Below are 17,994 nucleotides of genomic sequence, written 5' to 3' on the forward strand. Positions count from 1 at the left end.
CCCATGCAGCACCAGTGGGATGAAATGCACCGCACCCGCAAGCCCACCTTTGTGTTGTGTGGCGAGCCCCAGGGGGATGTGCTCAATCTCTACGTTCACGGTTATTCGGCGTTCTTCAACCGTCAGCAACTGGGTAATTTCAAGGCGCAACTGGCGAGTATCGAAGGCTCGACCAATGTGATGCTGTTCTGGCCGGCCGGGCATTTTCTGGAAAACCTGTTCGCGCCGTTCAAGGAGGTGATCGCTGCGATGCTCGGCGGCGGTGGCCTGGGCGCCGCTACCGTGGGGGTGGGCAAGGCGATTGCGTATTTTCTCGACCATTACAAAAGTGTTGAGGCGCGTGTCGACGAAGTCGCCCAGACCCTGTTGCCTGAACTGGCCAACTTTCTGCACGCCGAGGCCCTGCCGGTGCGGCGCATCAACCTGATCGGGCATTCCCTCGGCGCGCGGATTCTGGTCAAAAGCCTGTTGGCCAGCCCTGAGGTGGCTCGCGAACTGCCGTTGCATCACTTGCTGCTGATGGGCGGGGCGATCTGTACGTCGAGCCCATGGGATCAAGTCTCGGCGCCGCTGCAGGGCCGGCTGATCAACTGCCATTCCAGCAAGGATTGGGCACTGGCGATCAAGCCGGACAACGAGCGCTGCATCGGTCGTTATGCCATCCCGCTCACGCCCGCCCTCAAGCCCAAGGTCACCAATGTGCACCTGGCAACTTTCGATCACGCCGCCTACTGGCCGCAGCTTAAAACGGTGGTGCAATACACCGACCTGTTGCAGGAACGGCGCGGCATGATCCGCGCCGACCAGCGCAGCAGCGAGGTGCGCTTTGCCGAAGAGGACGCCGAACTGTTCCCGGCACTGGTGCAGGCGCGGCCGGATGAGTTGAAGTTCCTTGCCGAACTGATGGCGCAAAAACGCAGCGCGTCGATTGATGCCAGCGTGCGCGAGCCGCTGAAACTGGCCATCGAGCTGCAACGCATGGGCGGCGACAGCTTTATGAACCTGGCCCGTGGCCATGGCGTGGGGTATCGACAGATCGCCGAGGATGTCGCGCAACGGCTGGGGATCAAGTTTGATCAGCCGGTTGCAACCGTGGCGTTGGCGGACATCGAGGCACAGGTCGCGCAGCAGCTCATCGAACAATACAAGGGCAAACTCAACAGCGCTGACCGGCAAGCCTTCGACGCCGAACTCAAGGCCGCGGCGCAAAAAGAGCAGGGCTTGTTCAATCGTTTCGACATGGGCCGCTCGGCGACCACGGCGTTGAGTGGCACGGCGCTGGCCGGGCTCACCGGTTTCATCCTGCGGCGCGGTGCGGCCACGGCGATTCCGTTGGTGGGCCAGGCGTTGGCGGCCGCGATGTTGCTGGTGAGCGGGGTGCGTGCATTTTCCGGCCCGGCCTATTCGATTACCACCTTGGCGGTGCTGGTGGTCGGCGTGATCCGTCAGCGCATGGAGCGCGAGGCGCTGAACCAGGAAATGGACCTGGTGGTGCAAGTCGTGGAAGCGTTTGACCTGCCCAGGGACACGGTAATGCGCACGGTCGCGTCCGACTGCTAAGCTGCGCGCCTGTCTAGTGTGTTTGCCTGGGATACCGTGTGAAATTCAGCCTGCCGAAAATTGCCACCGCCCCGTTCTGCCCGCCGGAAGTAGCCGGCTCCGTTGCCGTCGACCCCAAGGCTTCGTTCTTCAAGCGCATGCTGATGTTCGCCGGCCCCGGCCTGTTGATCTCCATCGGCTATATGGACCCCGGCAACTGGGCCACGGCCATCGAGGCCGGTTCACGTTACGGCTACAGCCTGTTGTTCGTGGTGCTGCTGGCCAGCCTGGCGGGGATGGCGGTGCAGTGCTTGTGCTCGCGGCTGGGCATCGCCACTGGCAAGGACCTCGCGCAACTGTGCCGCGAGCGCTACAGCCGGCGCTCCGCCCGCACCCAGTGGGCGCTGGCGGAAATCTCCATCATTGCCACCGACCTGGCCGAAGTGCTCGGCTGCGCCCTGGCGTTTCACTTGCTGCTGGGGGTGTCGCTGACCACCGGCATTGTCATCACCGCCTTCGATACGCTGCTGATCCTGGCCCTGCAGAACCGAGGCTTCCGGCGCCTGGAAGCGATCATGCTGGCGCTGGTGGCGACCATCGGCGTGTGTTTCTTTATCGAACTGGTGCTGATCAAACCGTATTGGCCGGATGTGTTCAGCGGCTTTACGCCGTCACTCTCGGCGATCAGCGACGCTGCGCCGTTGTACCTGGCCATCGGTATTCTCGGCGCGACGGTCATGCCGCATAACCTCTACCTGCACACCTCGATCGTGCAGACCCGTCTGATCGGCAAGGACCTCGCCAGCAAACAGGACGCGGTCAAACTGGCGCGCATCGACACTATCGGCTCGCTGGCCCTGGCCTTGCTGGTCAATGCCGCGATCCTGACCCTCGCCGCCGCCGCGTTCTACAAGAGCGGCCACACCGATGTGGTCGAGATCCAGGACGCCTACCATCTGCTCGACCCACTGGTGGGCGGCGCGTTTGCCAGCATTCTGTTCGGCATCGCCTTGCTGGCGTCGGGGCAAAGCTCGACGTTCACCGGCACCATTGCCGGGCAGGTGATCATGGAGGGTTACCTCAACCTGCGCATTCCCTGCTGGCAACGCCGCCTGATCACCCGCGGCCTGGCGCTGATCCCGGCGTTCCTCGGCGTGTGGCTGATGGGCGATGCGGCCATCGGCAAGCTGTTGATCCTCAGCCAGGTGGTGCTCAGCCTGCAATTGCCGTTTGCGTTGTTCCCGCTGATCCGCATGACCGGAGACAAGCAGCTAATGGGGCCGTTTGTGAATCGGCTGCCGACGCGGGTGTTGGCGTGGTTTCTGTTTACCGTGATCAGCGGGGCGAATGCGTGGTTGATTGGGCAGTGGCTGTTTTAAATCATCGATCCCAATACGGCACGGTCCCAAAACACTCCACAAAGTAATCAATCACCGTGCGCACCTTCAGCGACAACCGCCGGCTCCCCGGCCATAGTGCGGCGATCTGCTGCGGCTCCAGTGTGGTCGCCACTTCGTATTCGCTCAGCACCGCCTGCAAGGTGCCGGCGCGCAAGCCTTCGCCGATCAGCCAGGAGGGGAACACGACCAGCCCAAGGCCTTGTTCGGCGGCGTGGGTGAGAGTGTCGGCGTGGTTGCCGGTGATCGGGCCCTTGACGCTGTAGGGCGTCCAGTCGCTGCCGGCGCGGCGGAAGAACCAGCGTTGTTGGCCGGTGATGCCTTTGTAGGCCAGGCATTGGTGGTGGACGAGTTCGTCGGGGTGCTGCGGTGTGCCGTGTCGGGCCAGGTAGGCGGGGCTGGCGGCGATGCGAAAGCGCTGCGGGGCGAAGATGCGCGCCTGCATGCCTGAGTTGTTGAGCACGCCGATGCGAAACAGCAGGTCGGTGCCGTCTTGCAGCGGGTCGACGTAGGTGTCGGTCTGCTGGATGTCCAGTTGCAGCTTGGGATAGCGTCGGCACAGTTCGCCGAGCCACGGTGACAAGTGGCGCTGGCCGAACACCATCGGTGCGTTGATACGTACCAGGCCGCTGGGTTCGCTCTCCTGTTCCTGCAGGGCCTGGCCGGCGGTTTCCAGTTGTTCCAGCAACAGTCGCGCATGATGCCCGAGCAGGCGCCCGGCCTCGGTCGGGCTGACCGCTCGGGTGTGGCGGTAAAGTAACTGCTGGCCCAGGGCGTGCTCCATCAGCTGGATCTGCCGGGAAATGGAGGAGGGTGCCAGGCTTTCCCGGCGGGCCACTTCGGAAAAGCTGCCGTGGTCGAGCACCGCGACGAACAGGCGCAGCGCCTTGAAACTCAATTCATTCAAACCCTGCATCATGACTCCGTGCTGTGCGTTTTGCGCAAAGGTGTTGTCGGCATGCTCCCATTTATTGCATAGCACGGCCACCGGATAATGCGCGCCATGGTTCCTTTCTTGAAGCGCAGGTGATGTATGCAGGCAAGTTCTATCGAGGGTGTGGCGTCGGCCCGTCCGAAACATAACCTTCTGCGGCTGTTGTTGCTGCCGTTGGTGATCCTGGCGGGCATGGGCCTGTCGGTGGAGGCAGGCTTGCTCGGGCCGCTGGGCCAGCAAGTCGGGCATTTGTGGGCGACGTTGAGCATCTTTGGCGTTGGTTCGGCGATCTTGTACGTGCTCTTGTTGTTCAGCGGCCCGCAAAAGGGCCCGGCGCTGGCCGACCTGCCGCGCTGGCAATTGATCGGCGGGTTCCTCGGGCCGATGTACGTGGTGGTGTTGACCCTGGCTACGCCGCATATCGGCATCGCGATGACCATGGTCGCGATTTTGTCCGGGCAGGTCGGCAAGAGCGTGCTGATCGACCATTTCGGTTGGTTCGGCACCGCGCGCAAGCGGGTCAACGGCGAGCGCTGGATAGCCCTGGCGTTGATTGTGGTGGCGCTTGTTCTGATTGCACGAGGGTAAGGCGATGAATCTGATTCTATTGTTGGTACTGGTCATTGCCGCCGGTGCGGTATTGAGTGTGCAGGCCGCGATCAACGGGCGCCTGGGCCAGACGGTCGGCGTGTTGCGCAGCAGCTTGCTGACCTTTGCCGTCGGTGCGCTCAGCACGGCGCTGCTGATTTTCTTCTTCGAGCCCGCCCAGGCCGTCAGCTTGCTGGACGTGCCGAAATGGCAACTGACCGGCGCCTTGTTCGGCGTGGTGTACATGTTGGTGATGGTCGGCGCGGTGCCTGTGGTCGGCACCGCCGTGGCGACGGTGGCCGTGATCGTCGGTCAATTGGGCATGGGCATGTTGATCGACAACTTCGGCTGGCTGGGCAACCCGGCGATTGAGTTATCCGGGAGCCGGATTGTGGCGATGGTCTGTCTGGCACTGGCATTGGTGTTCATGTATCGCAGCAATACTCGCCAGGCCGACTGATGTGGTCAAAGAAATGTGGGAGCAACTGTTGAGCTTTAGCGAGGCTGAGAAGGCGGTGGCATTGCTGGTAGAGGTGTTGGCTGAACCACCGCTTTCGCGGGCAAGCCCGCTCCCACAGGTGATTGGTGTTGATGGATAGTGAGTGTTCGGCTAGAGATCGCCCAGGCACTGCCAATCCCCAGTGGGAGCTGTCGAGCTTTAGCGAGGCTGCGAAGGCGGCGGCACTGCTGGTAGAGAGGTTGCGCCGCAACCATAGAATCTCCCACACCCACACAAACCCGTTCCCACATCGGAAAATAGCTCGGATTGTCGAGCGTCGCTGATTACCATGAGCACTCACTCCTGACTGATGTGCTCCCCATGGCCCTGGCCGCACCCCCCGACCTCAGTGATCATGCCGTTCCCGTGCAGCCCCTGGCACGCACCTATCCGCGTGGGTTGTATGTGGAGCCCCATAGCCATGACTGGGGTCAATTGCTCTACGCCATGAGCGGCGTGATGTGGGTCGAAACCCCGCGCGAAGCCCTGGTGGTGCCGCCCCAGCGTGCTGTCTGGTTGCCGCCGGGGGTGGAGCATGGGATTCGCGTGGTGTCGGACTTGCAGATGCGCAATATCTACCTGCGCCCCGCATTGGCAGCGACGCTGGACAGCCAGGTGCAGGTGATCGAGGTCGGCGGGCTGCTGCGCGAACTGATCGTGACCTTGGTGGACGAGGGCGACAGCGGTGATGCCGGCTACTACGACGCGGTGGTGCGTCTGGCGTTGCTGGAATTGCAACGGGCGCGGCGCTCGCCAATCCGCATCGCCATGCCGATGGACGCCGACCGTCGTCTAAGCAATGCGTGCCAGGCGGTGATGGTCGCACCATCCCTGGACATCTCCTTCGAACAACACGCCGCAGCCGCCGGGGCCAGCGTGCGTACCTTGTCGCGGTTGTTCCAAAGCCACCTGGGCATGGGCTTCGCCGAATGGCGTCGCCAGGTGCAACTGGCCACGGCGGTCGCGGAGTTGATCCAGGGCCAATCGGTGAGCAGTATCGCGCGCGCTCTGGGTTACTCGCCAAGCAGTTTCAGCGACATGTTCCGCCGCGCACTCGGTGTGGCGCCGTCGCACTACGTTGGCTGAGGAATTGGCCGAAATCCTGAAGCACTTGGCCGATGCGTGAGGAGGGCGGGCTCTAGACTGAGCCCATCAACCTACAAGGCGCCACCCCATGAACTACCTCATTTCTCTCGCCATCGGCCTGTTTGTCGGCGTGATCTACGGCGCCTTGGACTTCCGCTCGCCCGCGCCGCCGGCCATCGCCCTGGTGGGTTTGATGGGCATGTTGCTCGGCGAAAAGCTCTGGCCCCTGGGTCGGCAGCTGGTCAGCGGTTGGTGGTCCTGATTTCCCTTTTCCCTGCGATGGATATTGGTCATGAAAGCACTGCAATTTTCCGCTACCGGCGACCTCAAAGCCCTGCGCTTCGTCGACGTCGCCACCCCGGTGCCGGGCGCCGATGAAGTGCTGGTGCAGATCAAGGCGGCAGGCTTGAACCCCAGCGATGTGAAAAACCTGCTTGGGCGTTTCCCTTACACCACGTTGCCGCGCATTCCCGGACGTGACTTCGCTGGCGTTGTCGTCGAAGGTCCGCAGGCGTTGCTTGGCCAGGAAGTCTGGGGCACCGGTCGCGACCTCGGTTTTTTTGCCGACGGTTCTCATGCCGAATACCTGAAGGTGGCGGCCAACGGCGTGGCCCGCAAGCCCAGCCATCTGAGCTTCGCCCAAGCCGCCAGCCTTGGTGTTCCCTACACTACCGCCTGGGATGCCCTGGAGCGCAGCGGTGTGGGCAAAGGCACGCGCTTGCTGGTGATTGGTGCCAATGGCGCCGTCGGCAGTGCGGCCTTGGCCCTGGCGAAAATCCGTGGCGCCCAGGTGCTGGCGGCGGTACGGCGCCCGGAGCAGGTTGAGGCATTGCAAGGGCAGGGGGTAGACACGATTGCCCTGGGGCAGCCGGAGGACTTGGGTGCACAGGTCAACCGCGTGTTCACCGGCGGTGCCGATGTGATCTTCGACACCACTGGCTTCTGGCTGCCGGCGGCCGTGGCCGGTCTGGCGCCGTTTGGCCGTATCGCGATCATCGCCGCGCCGCTGGACGGTCATGTGCAACTGCCAGCCCTGGCCTTGTACCGCAAGGGCGGGTCGGTGGTGGGGATCAATTCGTTGCTCTACAACTGCGAGCAATGCGCGCGGATGCTGGAGCAGTTCGGGCGGTTTTTTGATGAGGGGTCGCTGCCGCTGCCGACGGGGTTGCGGGAAGTGGCGTTGGCCGATGGTTTGGTGAGCTATGAGGAAGTGAACAGCGGCAGTGCAGACAAGATCATCTTCTTGCCTTAATGCCATTCAAATGAGGGAGGGGCGAGCCCCCTCCCACAGCTTGATCCCTATCAGGCCTCGGGAACGCCGTTTTCCCACGCCGACCAGTTCTTGAGGATCGCCTGTACCAGCGGGTTACCCGTGCGATACAGGTTCTCCAGCGCCGGCACGAACCCACCCTGGTCCGCGTACTTCAGCAGGTTGTCCACTTCGCTGTAGCCCGGATAAGGCCGGTCGAAGTCCGACCCCGCTCGTACCACCGCCAAGCGTTGAATATCCACTAACCCTTCGCGGCTGGCGCGCAGCAGTGCTTCATAGGTGGAGTTGTCCTCCTGCTGGGTGGTGCAGTACTCGCCTTTGTTGTCGGTGAGCAGCTTGGTCCAGACTTCGGCGCGTTCACTCAGGCGTGTGCCGGAGAACCAGGTATTGCCCGCCAGGGTGTCGCAGCGCGTGACCTGCGGCGGTTGATTGGCCGGGGCGGCCGGGTAGTGTTTGCGCCAGGCAGCGGATTCCTTGCTTTCGCTCAACTTAACCTGGTGCGACAGGGCAAACGCCTTGGCCTGCAACTTGGGGTTGAGCTCAAACACTTCGGTCTTGTAGTCCAGCGGCGGCTTTTCGTTCGGGCCTTTGGTGTTGATGCCGATGTAGCCGGTCGGCCAATCCTTTGGCGCGTCCCGCGAGTCCAGTTCCCACTGCGTGCCGAACTCCACCAGATAGTGAGCCCAGGCCGCAGTGCCGATGGTGCCATGCTTGGGGCTGATGCCGGCGATCCCGGCGATCAGGAAGTAGCTCTGGCGCAAGTCGAACTTGGGCGACAAGGCCAGCGCCAGGGTCGACGCGGCGGCATTGGTCTGGCCCATGCCGGTCACCAGCAGGCAGACGTCCTGGGTGTTGCAGCGGATTACCGGGTATTCGGCAGAAAGGCCCGGTACGCGGACTTCCTGCTTGAGTTCCAGGCGATCGATCCAGGTCTGTGCCTCGGGGGCGAACATGGTGATCAGCATCACCTTGGGCTTGATGGGCGCATCCGCCAACACCACAGGGGATAGCAGGGCCAGGCCGACGGCCAGCGAGAGACGGGTAAACAGTTTCATCCAAAGCTCCTTGATCAGAATTGATAACCGACGCCGGCGTAGTAACCCCAGCCGTCCGAACGGGCGCGGAAGTTGCCTTCGCCAAAATTCAACTCGCTGCCGTCCTCCCAGTTGCCGCCGTTGTGAAAGTAGCGACCGACCAGGGTGAAGCGCAGGTGGGTGAACGAGTACAGCAGCACGTTGGTTGCCACCAGGGAATTGGCGGTGCGCGCCGGGTTGTCCTTGTGCAGGTCCGAGCCGAAATCGTAGTTGGTAAAGCCGATGTAGGTCAGCGAGGCACCGTTGTCGAAGCTGCTGATGGGCACGATGTATTTCATTTGCGCACGGTAGCCGTCCCACGAGTATTCATTGCTGGCACCATAGTTTTCCCACTGATAACGCCCGTAGAAATTCGCCGACAGGTTGACCCGCGAGTGAGTCTCGATGTCGGTGCCCAGGCCGCTGTACAGCGTGTTGGCGCGGTTGGCCTGGTTGCTGCCGTGGTCGTAGATCCAGTCGAACGCCACATACCATTCCTTGAACGGCCCGATGGCCAGGCTGCGGCCCGCCAGGTAGTCGATGGAGATGCGCGGCTCGTGCTCCATGAACACTGGCGAGCCATGGTCCCACGCGCCTTTGTCATTGCTGTTACCGATGCCGAGGATCTTGGGCACGTCGATGTAGCCATACAGCTCGAACGGCCCCTTGCGGCCGAAGTACTCGTATTCCAGGTAGATGTCGTCGGACGGCTTGGGGCCGAAGCTGATGTCTTTGCTGCCGATAAGTGTCAGGTCCTGATTGAACCAGTCTGACAGGTAAGCGCCTTTTTTCGTCGGGCTTGCTTCCGGGCTCAGGGTTTCGCCCTGTGCTGAGTCATCGACGGGGTTTTCCTGCGCCAAAATGGGTGCGCTGAGTACTCCCGTAACGACAGCCAGTAGCAGGGAAACACCAAGGGCGCAGGGGTGCCTTGAAGTGGAATGCATTGAAAATCCCTATTCGTACGCGGTTTGAACCCAATTCTTCGGGTCGTGGTGAACTTGGCTGGCAAGTTCGTCCCGCAAACGTTTGCACAGGCTGTACCAACTTTGTCTATTGGCTTGAATAAGCAGGGAAAAAGCGTGATTAATCGACCTTTTGGTCAGAATTGACTGGGTGTCATTGTGTCGAGGCGATTGAACAGATGCATCGCGGTTTCCCGGCGGTATTCGCTCGGCGTCTGCTGCATCTCGATGCGAAAGTGCCGGTTGAAATTGGACAGATTGGCGTAGCCCACTTCAAAGCAGATTGCCGCCACCGACATCTCGCTTTGCAGCAACAACCGGCAGGCGCGTTGCACGCGGAACTTGCGCATCAGGTCGATAAAACCGTGGCCGGTGGTGCGCTTGAAGAAGCGCGAGAAGCCCGGCTCGCTCATCTCCAGTTGCGCGGCGATCTCCGACAGGCGCACGTCACCTGTGAGTTCGCGCATCAGGTAATCGAAGGCCTTGTTGATGCGCTCGGCGCTGCGTGCATCCAGGGTCGGCGCGTAGCACGGGCTGGCCAGTGCCTGGACGTGCTGCGCCGGGGCGTGCTTGAGGGTGTCGAGCAGTTGCAGGAACAGGATCAGCCGCTGCAGGCCCTGGGCGCGGCCGATGTCTTCCATCAAGGCTGCCGCATGCAGCGCGGTGTCGCCGTGAAATTGCAGGCCGCGTCGGGCGTGCTCGAACAGCGGCTGCAAGTCGCCGAGTTCCGGTAGGGTCTTGCGCAGGGCGAGGAGCGCGGCGCCGTCGAACTGCAGCACCACATCGCGACCGTGCAGGTGTTCGCCGGGGGCCAGTTCGCCAATCCAGTCGTGGGGCAGGTCGGGGCCGATCAGGGCGACATGGCCGGCGCTGAATGCACCGATATAGTCGCCCGCAACCAACTTGCCGCTACCCTGGCGGATCAGGTGGATTTCAAATTCGGGGTGATGGTTCCAGCGCGCCAGGTCATAGGGGTAGTCGTGTTCGAACCAGCGAAAGCAGTGGTCCGGTTCGGGCAGGATCACTTCACGTTCGGCGGGGCGGTGCTCGAACAGCTGGGCGCGGCTGGCAGGCATGGCGGGGCTTCTTATGATTCTTGGAATCGCTCCAAAATACGCGCCTCGAGCGTGGCCGCGCTACCCCTGTTTTTGCCCGGGACTGATACTTTTTTAACCCGCGAGTGACGGTTAAAAAAGTACCACTCGCGCGTCCGCCATGGGTTTGTGGGGGCTTGGCCAAGCTGCTGTAATCGGCCCTCAACAACAAAAACAACAGGTGGAAACCGCCATGCTCAAGCTTACGCAAGCATTGTTCCTGCTGTCCGGCCTGGCCTCGGCCATGGCCAGTCACGCCGCCGATACCGTGACCATCGCCACGGTCAACAACAGCGACATGATCCGCATGCAGCGTCTGTCCAAGGTGTTCGAAGCGCAGCACCCGGACATCAAGCTCAATTGGGTAGTGCTCGAAGAAAACGTGCTGCGCCAGCGCCTTACCACCGATATTGCGACCCAGGGCGGGCAGTTCGATGTGCTGACCATCGGCACCTACGAAACCCCGCTGTGGGGCGCCAAACACTGGCTGGAACCGCTGACCGGGCTGCCGGCCGGCTATGACGCCGACGACATCTTCCCCTCGGTGCGCCAGGGCCTGTCGGTCAACAACACCCTCTACGCCTTGCCGTTCTACGGCGAAAGCACCGTCACCTACTACCGTACCGACCTGTTCGAGCAGGCTGGCCTGAGCATGCCCGCGCATCCGACCTGGACCCAGCTTGGCGAATTCGCCGCCAAGCTCACTGCCAAGGACAAGGATCAGTACGGCCTGTGCCTGCGCGGCAAGGCCGGTTGGGGCGAGAACATCGCGCTGCTGAGCACCATGGCCAATGCCTTCGGCGCGCGCTGGTTCGATGAGCAGTGGAAGCCCGAACTGACCAGCCCCGAGTGGACCGCGGCGGCCAATTTCTACGTCAACAACCTCAAGCAATACGGCCCGCCGGGGGTGTCCAGCAACGGTTTCAACGAAACCCTGGCACTGTTCAACAGCGGCAAATGCGCGATCTGGGTCGACGCCAGCGTCGCCGGCTCCTTCACCACCGACAAGAGCCAAAGCAAGGTCGCCGACCGCACAGGCTTCGCCGCCGCGCCGACCGAAGTCACCGACAAGGGCTCCTCGTGGCTGTACGCCTGGTCCCTGGCGATCCCGGCCACTTCCAAGCACAAGGACGCGGCGAAAGCGTTTATCACCTGGGCCACCTCCAAGGACTACATCCAATTGGTCGCCGATAAAGAAGGCATCACCAACGTCCCGCCAGGCACCCGCCAGTCCACCTACAACGACGCCTACTTGAAGGCCGCGCCGTTCGCCCAGGTGACCCTGGAAATGATGAAGCATGCCGACCCCGCGCACCCGTCGGCCAAGCCGGTGCCGTACGTGGGCATCCAATACGTGACCATCCCCGAGTTCCAGGCCATCGGCACCTCGGTCGGCAAGCTGTTCTCGGCGGCGCTGACCGGCGGCATGTCGGTGGACCAGGCGCTGCTTCAGGCCCAGTCCACCACCGAACGCGAGATGAAACGTGCGGGTTATCCAAAATGACTTTGACAGGAGCAGCCATGAAACGACTGGAAGGTAAAAGCGCGCTGATCACCGGCTCGGCGCGCGGCATCGGCCGCGCCTTTGCCCAGGCCTATATCGCGGAGGGCGCCCGCGTGGCCATCGCTGATATAAACCTGCAACAGGCGCAAGCGACCGCCGCCGAGCTGGGTCCACACGCCTATGCCGTTGAAATGGATGTCACCAACCAGACCTCCATCGACGACGCGATTGCCGCCGTGGTGGCCGAGGCCGGCAAGCTGGATATTCTGATCAACAACGCCGCGTTGTTCGACCTGGCGCCCATTGTCGACATCAGTCGCGCTAGCTACGAGCGGCTGTTCTCGATCAATGTCGCCGGCACGTTGTTCACCTTGCAGGCGGCAGCGCGGCAGATGGTCCGCCAGGGCCACGGTGGCAAGATCATCAACATGGCCAGCCAGGCCGGACGCCGTGGCGAGCCGTTGGTGGCGGTGTACTGCGCGACCAAGGCCGCGGTGATCAGCCTCACGCAGTCGGCGGGGTTGAACCTGATCAAGCAGGGCATCAACGTCAATGCCATCGCGCCGGGGGTCGTGGACGGCGAGCATTGGGACGGGGTGGATGCGCTGTTCGCCCGGCATGAAGGTCTGGCGCCGGGGGAGAAGAAGCGGCGGGTGGGGGCAGAGGTGCCGTTTGGGCGGATGGGCACGGCGCAGGATTTGACCGGGATGGCGGTGTTCCTGGCATCAAAGGACGCGGACTATGTGGTGGCCCAGACCTACAACGTCGACGGCGGCAACTGGATGAATTAGCGTCGTACCCGGGTGTGGGAAGGGCTTGTGTAGGGGGGGCGCTTGCTCGCGAAGGCAGAGTGTCAGTCGCTGGGGATGTTGACTGAGTCACCGCCTTCGCGGGCAAGCCCGCTCCCACAGTTGAGCTGTGTTGTTCGGCAGAACGCGTCAGTCCGCAAAGCTACGGTCGAAAAAGTAGATCTCTCCTGGCTTCAACACTTCCATCGTCGCCTGCGGTCTTCCTCCTTCACCCTGCTTCTTGCGCCCCGTTTCCTGCAAATACCCTGCCTCCGTCAGCTTCATCAGGCGCTGGCGAATACTGGTCTTCAACACCGGCCGCGCCAGCACCACGGAAAATATCGTGGTCGCCTCCGGTGCGCTGAACTCGTCGCCCAGGAACATCAACGGCAGGCTGCTGTACAACGACTTCGACAACAGCCGTTCCTGCACTGCCGCGACGATCAGGTTGTGGTCGAACGGCAGCTTGAGGCCGCCCTCGGCGACGGCATCCAGGCCAAACCAGGCCTGATGCGCGCCCAATTCCACCGCCTGCGCAACGATCGCCAGGTAGTAGGTGGACGACGACCAGCAACGCGGGTCGCGGAACGCATCCCCCACGGTGCCCACCTGTTCGCTCCAGGCCAGCTCAAAACCCACCTTGTCACTGGCGCGCAACCGCTCCAGCGCATCGTTGAGGCTCAGGTCCTGCACGCCGCCATTCACCACCACACCCGGTAGTGCCCAATGCCCCGCGAACGGTTCGGCTTCGCGCCTGTTGAGCAGCAGCTTCAATTCACCGGAGGCGCGGCAGTAGTACAACACGCACAGGTCGATGGTATGCAGGTAGGCGCTGAGTGACATGGAACATCCTTATGAACAGTGGCGGGGCACAGTCTAACGGATCGAACAGATATGTCATGTACTGAGTCCAGCATAGATAAACAAATGTTTCTTGCAATGAAAGTACATGACGTGTACTTTTGTTTCCAGGCCACAGGAGAACCGCCATGACCCTCGCGAAAACCGCCATTGCTTCATTCGACGTCGATGCCCAGAAGAGCTTCACGCCGCTGTGCCCCAACGAACTGCCGGTGGCCGGCGGCGACCAGATCGGCGCCGAGCTCAACTTCATGGCCAGCCTCGCCGGCCATCGTGTCGGCAGCAAGGATGCGCATACCCCGCACGCCCCGTGGGTGGTGGCGCAACACAGCGAGATGCTGCAACCCACCGGCCTGGCCCATGCCGATGTGACCTGGGTCAGCCACTGCGTACCCGGCACCGAAGGCTTCACCTTGCTCGACGAGTTGCCCACCCCGTATGACTACGACTACTTCATCTGGAAAGGCGTCGAACCCGACCTGCACCCCTACGGCGCCTGCTTTCATGACCTGCACGACAAACTGTCCACCGGCGTCATCGAGTACCTCAAAGCCCACGGCGTGAGCCGCGTGCTCGTCGGCGGCCTGGCCCTGGACTACTGCGTCAAGACCACCGCGTTGCAACTGCTCAAGGCCGGCCTGGAAGTGGTCCTGCACCTGCCCGCCTGCCGAGGCATCAGCGAAGAGGGCGGTGTGCAGGCGGTCAACGATCTGCTCAAGGCCGGTGCCGTGATCAGCAGCACCCGCGAAGAACTGGCCGCGATGGCCACGCGTTAAGGAGAACCACCATGGAAAGTGCCTACGACTACGAATCCCCGGTGATCCAGGGGTTGCTCGATACCGACTACTACACCTTCACCATGATGCAGGCCGTGTTGCACCAGCACCCCAACGTCGATGTGGAATACAACTTCATCGTGCGTTCCAAGGAAAAGCTTGGCCACTTGATCCCGCAACTGCGCGACGAACTGGAAAAACTCGCTGGCCTGCAGATGCGTGAAGGCGAGTTGCGGTTTCTGTTCAACCCGCGTTTTCGCGAATACCTCACCCCGGATTACGAGCGTTTCCTCGGCCTGTTCCGTTTCAACCTGCGCTATATCCATGTCAGTGAAGTCGATGGCCAACTGAACATCCGCGTGGTCGGCCCGATGCTGCACTGCATCATGTTCGAACAGCCGGTGCTGGCGTTGGTCAGCGAGTTGCGCAATCGCGACAAGTACCCCGACGTGAGCCTCGAAGACGTCACCCGCAAGCTCTACCAGAAGTTTGACTGGCTGGAGAAAAACCTCAGCCGCGACGAACTGGCCGACCTGCGCGTGTCTGATTTCTCCACCCGTCGGCGCCTGTCGTTCAAGGCCCAGCGCGAAGTGGTCGACATCATGCGTCGCGACTTCCCCGGCCAGTTCGTTGGCACCAGCAACGCGCACCTGGCCTATGAGTTCGACTTGCCGCTGATCGGCACCATGGCCCACCAATGGCTGATGGTGCACCAGCAACTGGGGCGCCTGCGTGAGAGCCAGAATGCGGCGTTGGAGAACTGGGTACGTGAGTACCGTGGCCGCCTCGGCATTGCCTTGACCGACTGCATCAGCACCGATTTCTTCCTCAAGGACTTCGACCTGTACTTCGCCAAGCTCTACGACGGCCTGCGCCAGGACTCCGGTGACCCCATCGCCTGGGCCGACAAAGTATTGGCCCGCTACAAACAACTGGGCATCGACCCGATGACCAAGGACCTGATGTTCTCCGACGGTCTGAATTTCGAAAAATGCCTGCCGATCCTGCGCCACGTGCGTGGCAAGGCCAGGTTCGGTTTCGGCATGGGCACCAGCCTGGCGTGTGATGTAGAAGGCGTCGAACCGCTGAGCATCGTGATGAAACTGGTGCGGGTGCACGGCGAGCCAGTGGTGAAGTTCTCCGATGACCCGATCAAGAATGTCTGCGAAGACGCTTCGTTTTTGCAGTACGCGGCACAGGTGTTCAACGTAGGTAGCGTGGAGGTGTGACATGCAAGAGCGTATTGCGCAGGAACTCAACATCAATCGGCGCTTGGTGGCGGGTGGCGAGCCCGAGGAAATCCAACGACGCATCGACTTCATCAAGACCACCTTGCGCCAGTCCGGCTGCCAAGCACTGGTGCTGGGCATCAGCGGTGGTGTTGACTCCCTGACTGCCGGCCGCCTGTGCCAACTGGCGGTGGAGCAATTACGCGCCGAGCACTACGACGCACGCTTTATTGCCATGCGCCTGCCTTACAAAAGCCAGGCGGATGAAGCCGATGCCCAGGCCTCACTGGCGTTTATCACTGCGGACCAGGTCGATACCCTGAACATCGCCGCCAGCGTCGATGGCCTGATGGCCAGCCTGGGTGCCACTGAAGCCAGCGCCGCCCATCTCGACTTCATCAAGGGCAACGTCAAGGCGCGCGCACGGATGATCGCGCAGTACGCCGTGGCCAACCTGCACAACGGCCTGGTGGTCGGCACCGACCACGGTGCCGAAGCGTTGATGGGGTTTTTCACCAAATTCGGCGACGGCGCGTGCGACCTGGCGCCACTGTCGGGCTTGACCAAAACCCAGGTGCGCCTGTTGGCCACGGCGCTTGGCGCACCGGCCAGGCTGGTGCACAAACAGCCCACGGCTGACCTTGAAGAGCTGGTGCCTGGCAAGTTGGATGAGCACGCCTACGGGTGCACCTACGAGGAAATCGATGCGTACCTGATGGGCCGACCGGTGAGTGAGCGGGTGAGGGGGATAGTGCAAGGGGCCTATCTGAAGACGGCTCACAAGCGCGCGCTGCCGATGACCCCGGTATGACCCATTAAGTTACTGGCATTGCGACGATCCGTCGGTATTTAGTTGGCGAAAGCAACGTGCGGGGAGAGAGAAAAAATCACCGCGGGTCATCAGTAAGTTCACCGGTGCTCGCGGGAACCATTCAACAGCACGCCGCCACAGAGGAAGAGTCGATCCGTCGCCGGTAAATGAGTTGGGTCGGCAGTCATTGATTCCACTATTTGAGGTTGTGCCATGCACTGTATAAATCTTCGTCAGGAATCGCCTTTCAATGGCGTTTTTGCCCCACGTTATGAGCAGCCAGGATATGCGCCTGCCAACAACTATATGCACGTGCCCAACTCATCGGTGGCACGTGAATTCGCAGACAACTTCCATCACTTCCGAGGCTTCGGCAAGGATTTTGTCTCGCGGCAAAACCTTGAGCTGGCGGCCGAACGTCCGATGACGGGAGATCGCTACACCGACCGGATGACCTTGCTCGCCCGCGAGATCCTCAGTCGCCCGGAAATGAGCCACATGCTCGACGCAATCAACAACGGCGGTAGGGAAGACGGCTTGATCAGCCCAGGCGATGTGGACGCCACTATCGAGCACTTTGACGCACAGGAAACACCACCGCAGCGCGAAGCCCCCCGCTATTACGGCGGTGGCTTGCAGCAGCAGCGGTTCGGTGGTCAATTCGATCCTCGATTCACCCCCCAGTTCGCCCCTCGATTCACCCCTCAAGGCGCCCCCCAGTTCGCCCCTCAAGGCGCCTGGCAACAGCCAGCTTATGGCGGTCAATACGTCAATGAAAACCAATGGAACGGCCCTGCGCAGGCTTCCGGGCATCGCTCGTATGCCAATGATTCGAAGGAGGCGTTCTGCAACAAGATACTGGCGCGTTTCAGTACGTTTGAAGATCCGAATTCTCCGGGCCTGATCACTGACAGGTCCCTCAGTGCCATCGCCAGCGGCTATCGCCTGGATGGTCAGCCCGCCACGCAGGCGGAGATCGATCTGGCCAATGAAATGCTGGAGCGGGGCAGCTTGTTCAAGGAGCTTGATCAAAGCGGCATGGGCGTACTGGATGGCGCTTTTTCCAGGAATGACCTGGCGATTGCCTCGAATAAATACAGCAATATGAGTGATCACGACCTGCTGCAAGGCGTTAAAGACAACTTCAGGCAATTCACCGCTGGCGCCAACGATAAGTACGTCAATGTCAATGAGTTGAAGGAAGCGGCAGGGCTTATCCCGTCCAATCGTACGTTCAGTCAGGAAGCCCGCCAATTGGCTGCTGAGCTTCTCAAACGTCCAGGCCTGCTACGAGACCTGGACATCGGTATCAAAGTGGAGAGTGGCAAGCCGGGCGCAGAAGACCAACGCTTCGATATCGACAACCTCAACCACATGCTCGGTAAAAGCTGATCGTCAGCGGGTTGAGGCACAGCGATGAGTCGGTGGCCCGGCTCATCGCTGCTGTTATCGGGAACCCGGACTGATCATCGTTTCAGGGCGTAGTAGCGGGCTTGCTCGCGAAAGCGGTCTGTCAGCTGGTGCAACCGCTGACTGATACACCGTTTTCGCGAGCAAGCCCGCTCCCACAGGTGATTGGTGTT

General features: G+C 61.7%; 18 protein-coding genes. 13 read left to right on the forward strand and 5 right to left on the reverse strand.

Annotated features, from left to right (window positions below):
- Positions 1 to 3 precede the first annotated feature (3 nt).
- Complete coding sequence (locus tag OPU96_RS25775) at positions 4 to 1,560, forward strand: DUF726 domain-containing protein (RefSeq protein ID WP_498559940.1); 1,557 nt, start codon at positions 4 to 6, stop codon at positions 1,558 to 1,560.
- A 38-nt stretch (positions 1,561 to 1,598) separates the two neighbouring features.
- Complete coding sequence (locus OPU96_RS25780) at positions 1,599 to 2,918, forward strand: Nramp family divalent metal transporter (protein WP_192301094.1); 1,320 nt, start codon at positions 1,599 to 1,601, stop codon at positions 2,916 to 2,918.
- A 1-nt stretch (position 2,919) separates the two neighbouring features.
- Here the strand turns inward: OPU96_RS25780 and OPU96_RS25785 are convergent, their stop codons facing one another.
- The gene (locus OPU96_RS25785; protein WP_192301093.1) at positions 2,920 to 3,852 is read right to left on the reverse strand and encodes a LysR family transcriptional regulator; all 933 of its coding nucleotides are present in this window, start codon (positions 3,850 to 3,852) and stop codon (positions 2,920 to 2,922) included.
- A 117-nt stretch (positions 3,853 to 3,969) separates the two neighbouring features.
- On the opposite strand from OPU96_RS25785, the gene OPU96_RS25790 reads away from it, so the two are divergent.
- From OPU96_RS25790 to OPU96_RS25810, 5 genes are all read left to right on the forward strand, one after another.
- The gene (locus tag OPU96_RS25790; protein ID WP_192301092.1) at positions 3,970 to 4,458 is read left to right on the forward strand and encodes a DMT family transporter; all 489 of its coding nucleotides are present in this window, start codon (positions 3,970 to 3,972) and stop codon (positions 4,456 to 4,458) included.
- 4 nt (positions 4,459 to 4,462) lie between these two features.
- Positions 4,463 to 4,918, forward strand: coding sequence for a DMT family transporter (locus OPU96_RS25795; RefSeq protein ID WP_498559941.1), 456 nt, complete (start codon positions 4,463 to 4,465; stop codon positions 4,916 to 4,918).
- Positions 4,919 to 5,278: 360 nt separating this feature from the next.
- Positions 5,279 to 6,043, forward strand: a complete 765-nt coding sequence (locus OPU96_RS25800) for an AraC family transcriptional regulator (RefSeq protein WP_442962228.1) — start codon at positions 5,279 to 5,281, stop codon at positions 6,041 to 6,043.
- Positions 6,044 to 6,131: 88 nt separating this feature from the next.
- The gene (locus OPU96_RS25805) at positions 6,132 to 6,305 is read left to right on the forward strand and encodes a DUF1427 family protein (RefSeq protein WP_192301089.1); all 174 of its coding nucleotides are present in this window, start codon (positions 6,132 to 6,134) and stop codon (positions 6,303 to 6,305) included.
- A gap of 30 nt (positions 6,306 to 6,335) precedes the next feature.
- The gene (locus OPU96_RS25810; RefSeq protein WP_498559942.1) at positions 6,336 to 7,295 is read left to right on the forward strand and encodes a quinone oxidoreductase family protein; all 960 of its coding nucleotides are present in this window, start codon (positions 6,336 to 6,338) and stop codon (positions 7,293 to 7,295) included.
- A 50-nt stretch (positions 7,296 to 7,345) separates the two neighbouring features.
- Here OPU96_RS25810 and OPU96_RS25815 read toward each other — a convergent pair whose 3' ends face one another.
- The 3 genes from OPU96_RS25815 to OPU96_RS25825 all read right to left on the reverse strand — a co-directional run bounded on the left by OPU96_RS25815 (position 7,346) and on the right by OPU96_RS25825 (position 10,424).
- Positions 7,346 to 8,368, reverse strand: a complete 1,023-nt coding sequence (locus OPU96_RS25815) for a purine-nucleoside phosphorylase (protein ID WP_226457406.1) — start codon at positions 8,366 to 8,368, stop codon at positions 7,346 to 7,348.
- Positions 8,369 to 8,382: 14 nt separating this feature from the next.
- Positions 8,383 to 9,330 carry a nucleoside-specific channel-forming protein Tsx gene (locus tag OPU96_RS25820; protein ID WP_226457407.1) on the reverse strand — a complete coding sequence of 316 codons (948 nt, stop codon included), beginning with the start codon at positions 9,328 to 9,330 and terminating at the stop codon, positions 8,383 to 8,385.
- A 155-nt stretch (positions 9,331 to 9,485) separates the two neighbouring features.
- Positions 9,486 to 10,424 carry an AraC family transcriptional regulator gene (locus OPU96_RS25825; RefSeq protein ID WP_498559943.1) on the reverse strand — a complete coding sequence of 313 codons (939 nt, stop codon included), beginning with the start codon at positions 10,422 to 10,424 and terminating at the stop codon, positions 9,486 to 9,488.
- Between the two features lie 262 nt (positions 10,425 to 10,686).
- Here OPU96_RS25825 and OPU96_RS25830 point away from each other — a divergent pair, with 262 nt between their 5' ends.
- Both OPU96_RS25830 and OPU96_RS25835 read left to right on the forward strand, forming a co-directional pair.
- Positions 10,687 to 11,946 carry an ABC transporter substrate-binding protein gene (locus OPU96_RS25830; protein ID WP_498559949.1) on the forward strand — a complete coding sequence of 420 codons (1,260 nt, stop codon included), beginning with the start codon at positions 10,687 to 10,689 and terminating at the stop codon, positions 11,944 to 11,946.
- 17 nt (positions 11,947 to 11,963) lie between these two features.
- Positions 11,964 to 12,737, forward strand: a complete 774-nt coding sequence (locus tag OPU96_RS25835) for an L-iditol 2-dehydrogenase (protein ID WP_226457409.1) — start codon at positions 11,964 to 11,966, stop codon at positions 12,735 to 12,737.
- Between the two features lie 147 nt (positions 12,738 to 12,884).
- Here the strand turns inward: OPU96_RS25835 and OPU96_RS25840 are convergent, their stop codons facing one another.
- Positions 12,885 to 13,577, reverse strand: a complete 693-nt coding sequence (locus tag OPU96_RS25840) for an NUDIX hydrolase (RefSeq protein ID WP_305392474.1) — start codon at positions 13,575 to 13,577, stop codon at positions 12,885 to 12,887.
- A gap of 146 nt (positions 13,578 to 13,723) precedes the next feature.
- Here OPU96_RS25840 and OPU96_RS25845 point away from each other — a divergent pair, with 146 nt between their 5' ends.
- From OPU96_RS25845 to OPU96_RS25860, 4 genes are all read left to right on the forward strand, one after another.
- Positions 13,724 to 14,371: a nicotinamidase gene (locus OPU96_RS25845; RefSeq protein ID WP_192301081.1), complete on the forward strand. Its 648-nt coding sequence runs from the start codon at positions 13,724 to 13,726 to the stop codon at positions 14,369 to 14,371.
- 11 nt (positions 14,372 to 14,382) lie between these two features.
- On the forward strand, positions 14,383 to 15,600 hold the full coding sequence (pncB, locus tag OPU96_RS25850; protein ID WP_305392476.1) for a nicotinate phosphoribosyltransferase: 1,218 nt from the start codon (positions 14,383 to 14,385) through the stop codon (positions 15,598 to 15,600).
- 1 nt (position 15,601) lies between these two features.
- Complete coding sequence (nadE, locus tag OPU96_RS25855) at positions 15,602 to 16,411, forward strand: NAD(+) synthase (RefSeq protein ID WP_498559944.1); 810 nt, start codon at positions 15,602 to 15,604, stop codon at positions 16,409 to 16,411.
- Between the two features lie 306 nt (positions 16,412 to 16,717).
- The gene (locus OPU96_RS25860; RefSeq protein ID WP_498559945.1) at positions 16,718 to 17,803 is read left to right on the forward strand and encodes a hypothetical protein; all 1,086 of its coding nucleotides are present in this window, start codon (positions 16,718 to 16,720) and stop codon (positions 17,801 to 17,803) included.
- Positions 17,804 to 17,994: the final 191 nt, after the last annotated feature.

The sequence above is a fragment of the Pseudomonas sp. RP-B7 genome (genome assembly GCF_059803535.1).

Bases quoted from the DNA above. Each gene is read 5' to 3' on its own strand.
- OPU96_RS25830 (WP_498559949.1), top strand. From the start codon at position 10,687: ATGGCCAGTCACGCCGCCGATACCGTGACCATCGCCACGGTCAACAAC.
- OPU96_RS25810 (WP_498559942.1), top strand. From the start codon at position 6,336: ATGAAAGCACTGCAATTTTCCGCTACCGGCGACCTCAAAGCCCTGCGC.
- OPU96_RS25775 (WP_498559940.1), top strand. From the start codon at position 4: ATGCAGCACCAGTGGGATGAAATGCACCGCACCCGCAAGCCCACCTTT.
- pncB (WP_305392476.1), top strand. From the start codon at position 14,383: ATGGAAAGTGCCTACGACTACGAATCCCCGGTGATCCAGGGGTTGCTC.
- OPU96_RS25800 (WP_442962228.1), top strand. From the start codon at position 5,279: ATGGCCCTGGCCGCACCCCCCGACCTCAGTGATCATGCCGTTCCCGTG.
- OPU96_RS25805 (WP_192301089.1), top strand. From the start codon at position 6,132: ATGAACTACCTCATTTCTCTCGCCATCGGCCTGTTTGTCGGCGTGATC.
- OPU96_RS25795 (WP_498559941.1), top strand. From the start codon at position 4,463: ATGAATCTGATTCTATTGTTGGTACTGGTCATTGCCGCCGGTGCGGTA.
- OPU96_RS25790 (WP_192301092.1), top strand. From the start codon at position 3,970: ATGCAGGCAAGTTCTATCGAGGGTGTGGCGTCGGCCCGTCCGAAACAT.
- OPU96_RS25835 (WP_226457409.1), top strand. From the start codon at position 11,964: ATGAAACGACTGGAAGGTAAAAGCGCGCTGATCACCGGCTCGGCGCGC.
- OPU96_RS25845 (WP_192301081.1), top strand. From the start codon at position 13,724: ATGACCCTCGCGAAAACCGCCATTGCTTCATTCGACGTCGATGCCCAG.
- OPU96_RS25860 (WP_498559945.1), top strand. From the start codon at position 16,718: ATGCACGTGCCCAACTCATCGGTGGCACGTGAATTCGCAGACAACTTC.
- OPU96_RS25840 (WP_305392474.1), bottom strand. From the start codon at position 13,577: ATGTCACTCAGCGCCTACCTGCATACCATCGACCTGTGCGTGTTGTAC.
- nadE (WP_498559944.1), top strand. From the start codon at position 15,602: ATGCAAGAGCGTATTGCGCAGGAACTCAACATCAATCGGCGCTTGGTG.
- OPU96_RS25825 (WP_498559943.1), bottom strand. From the start codon at position 10,424: ATGCCTGCCAGCCGCGCCCAGCTGTTCGAGCACCGCCCCGCCGAACGT.
- OPU96_RS25815 (WP_226457406.1), bottom strand. From the start codon at position 8,368: ATGAAACTGTTTACCCGTCTCTCGCTGGCCGTCGGCCTGGCCCTGCTA.
- OPU96_RS25820 (WP_226457407.1), bottom strand. From the start codon at position 9,330: ATGCATTCCACTTCAAGGCACCCCTGCGCCCTTGGTGTTTCCCTGCTA.
- OPU96_RS25785 (WP_192301093.1), bottom strand. From the start codon at position 3,852: ATGCAGGGTTTGAATGAATTGAGTTTCAAGGCGCTGCGCCTGTTCGTC.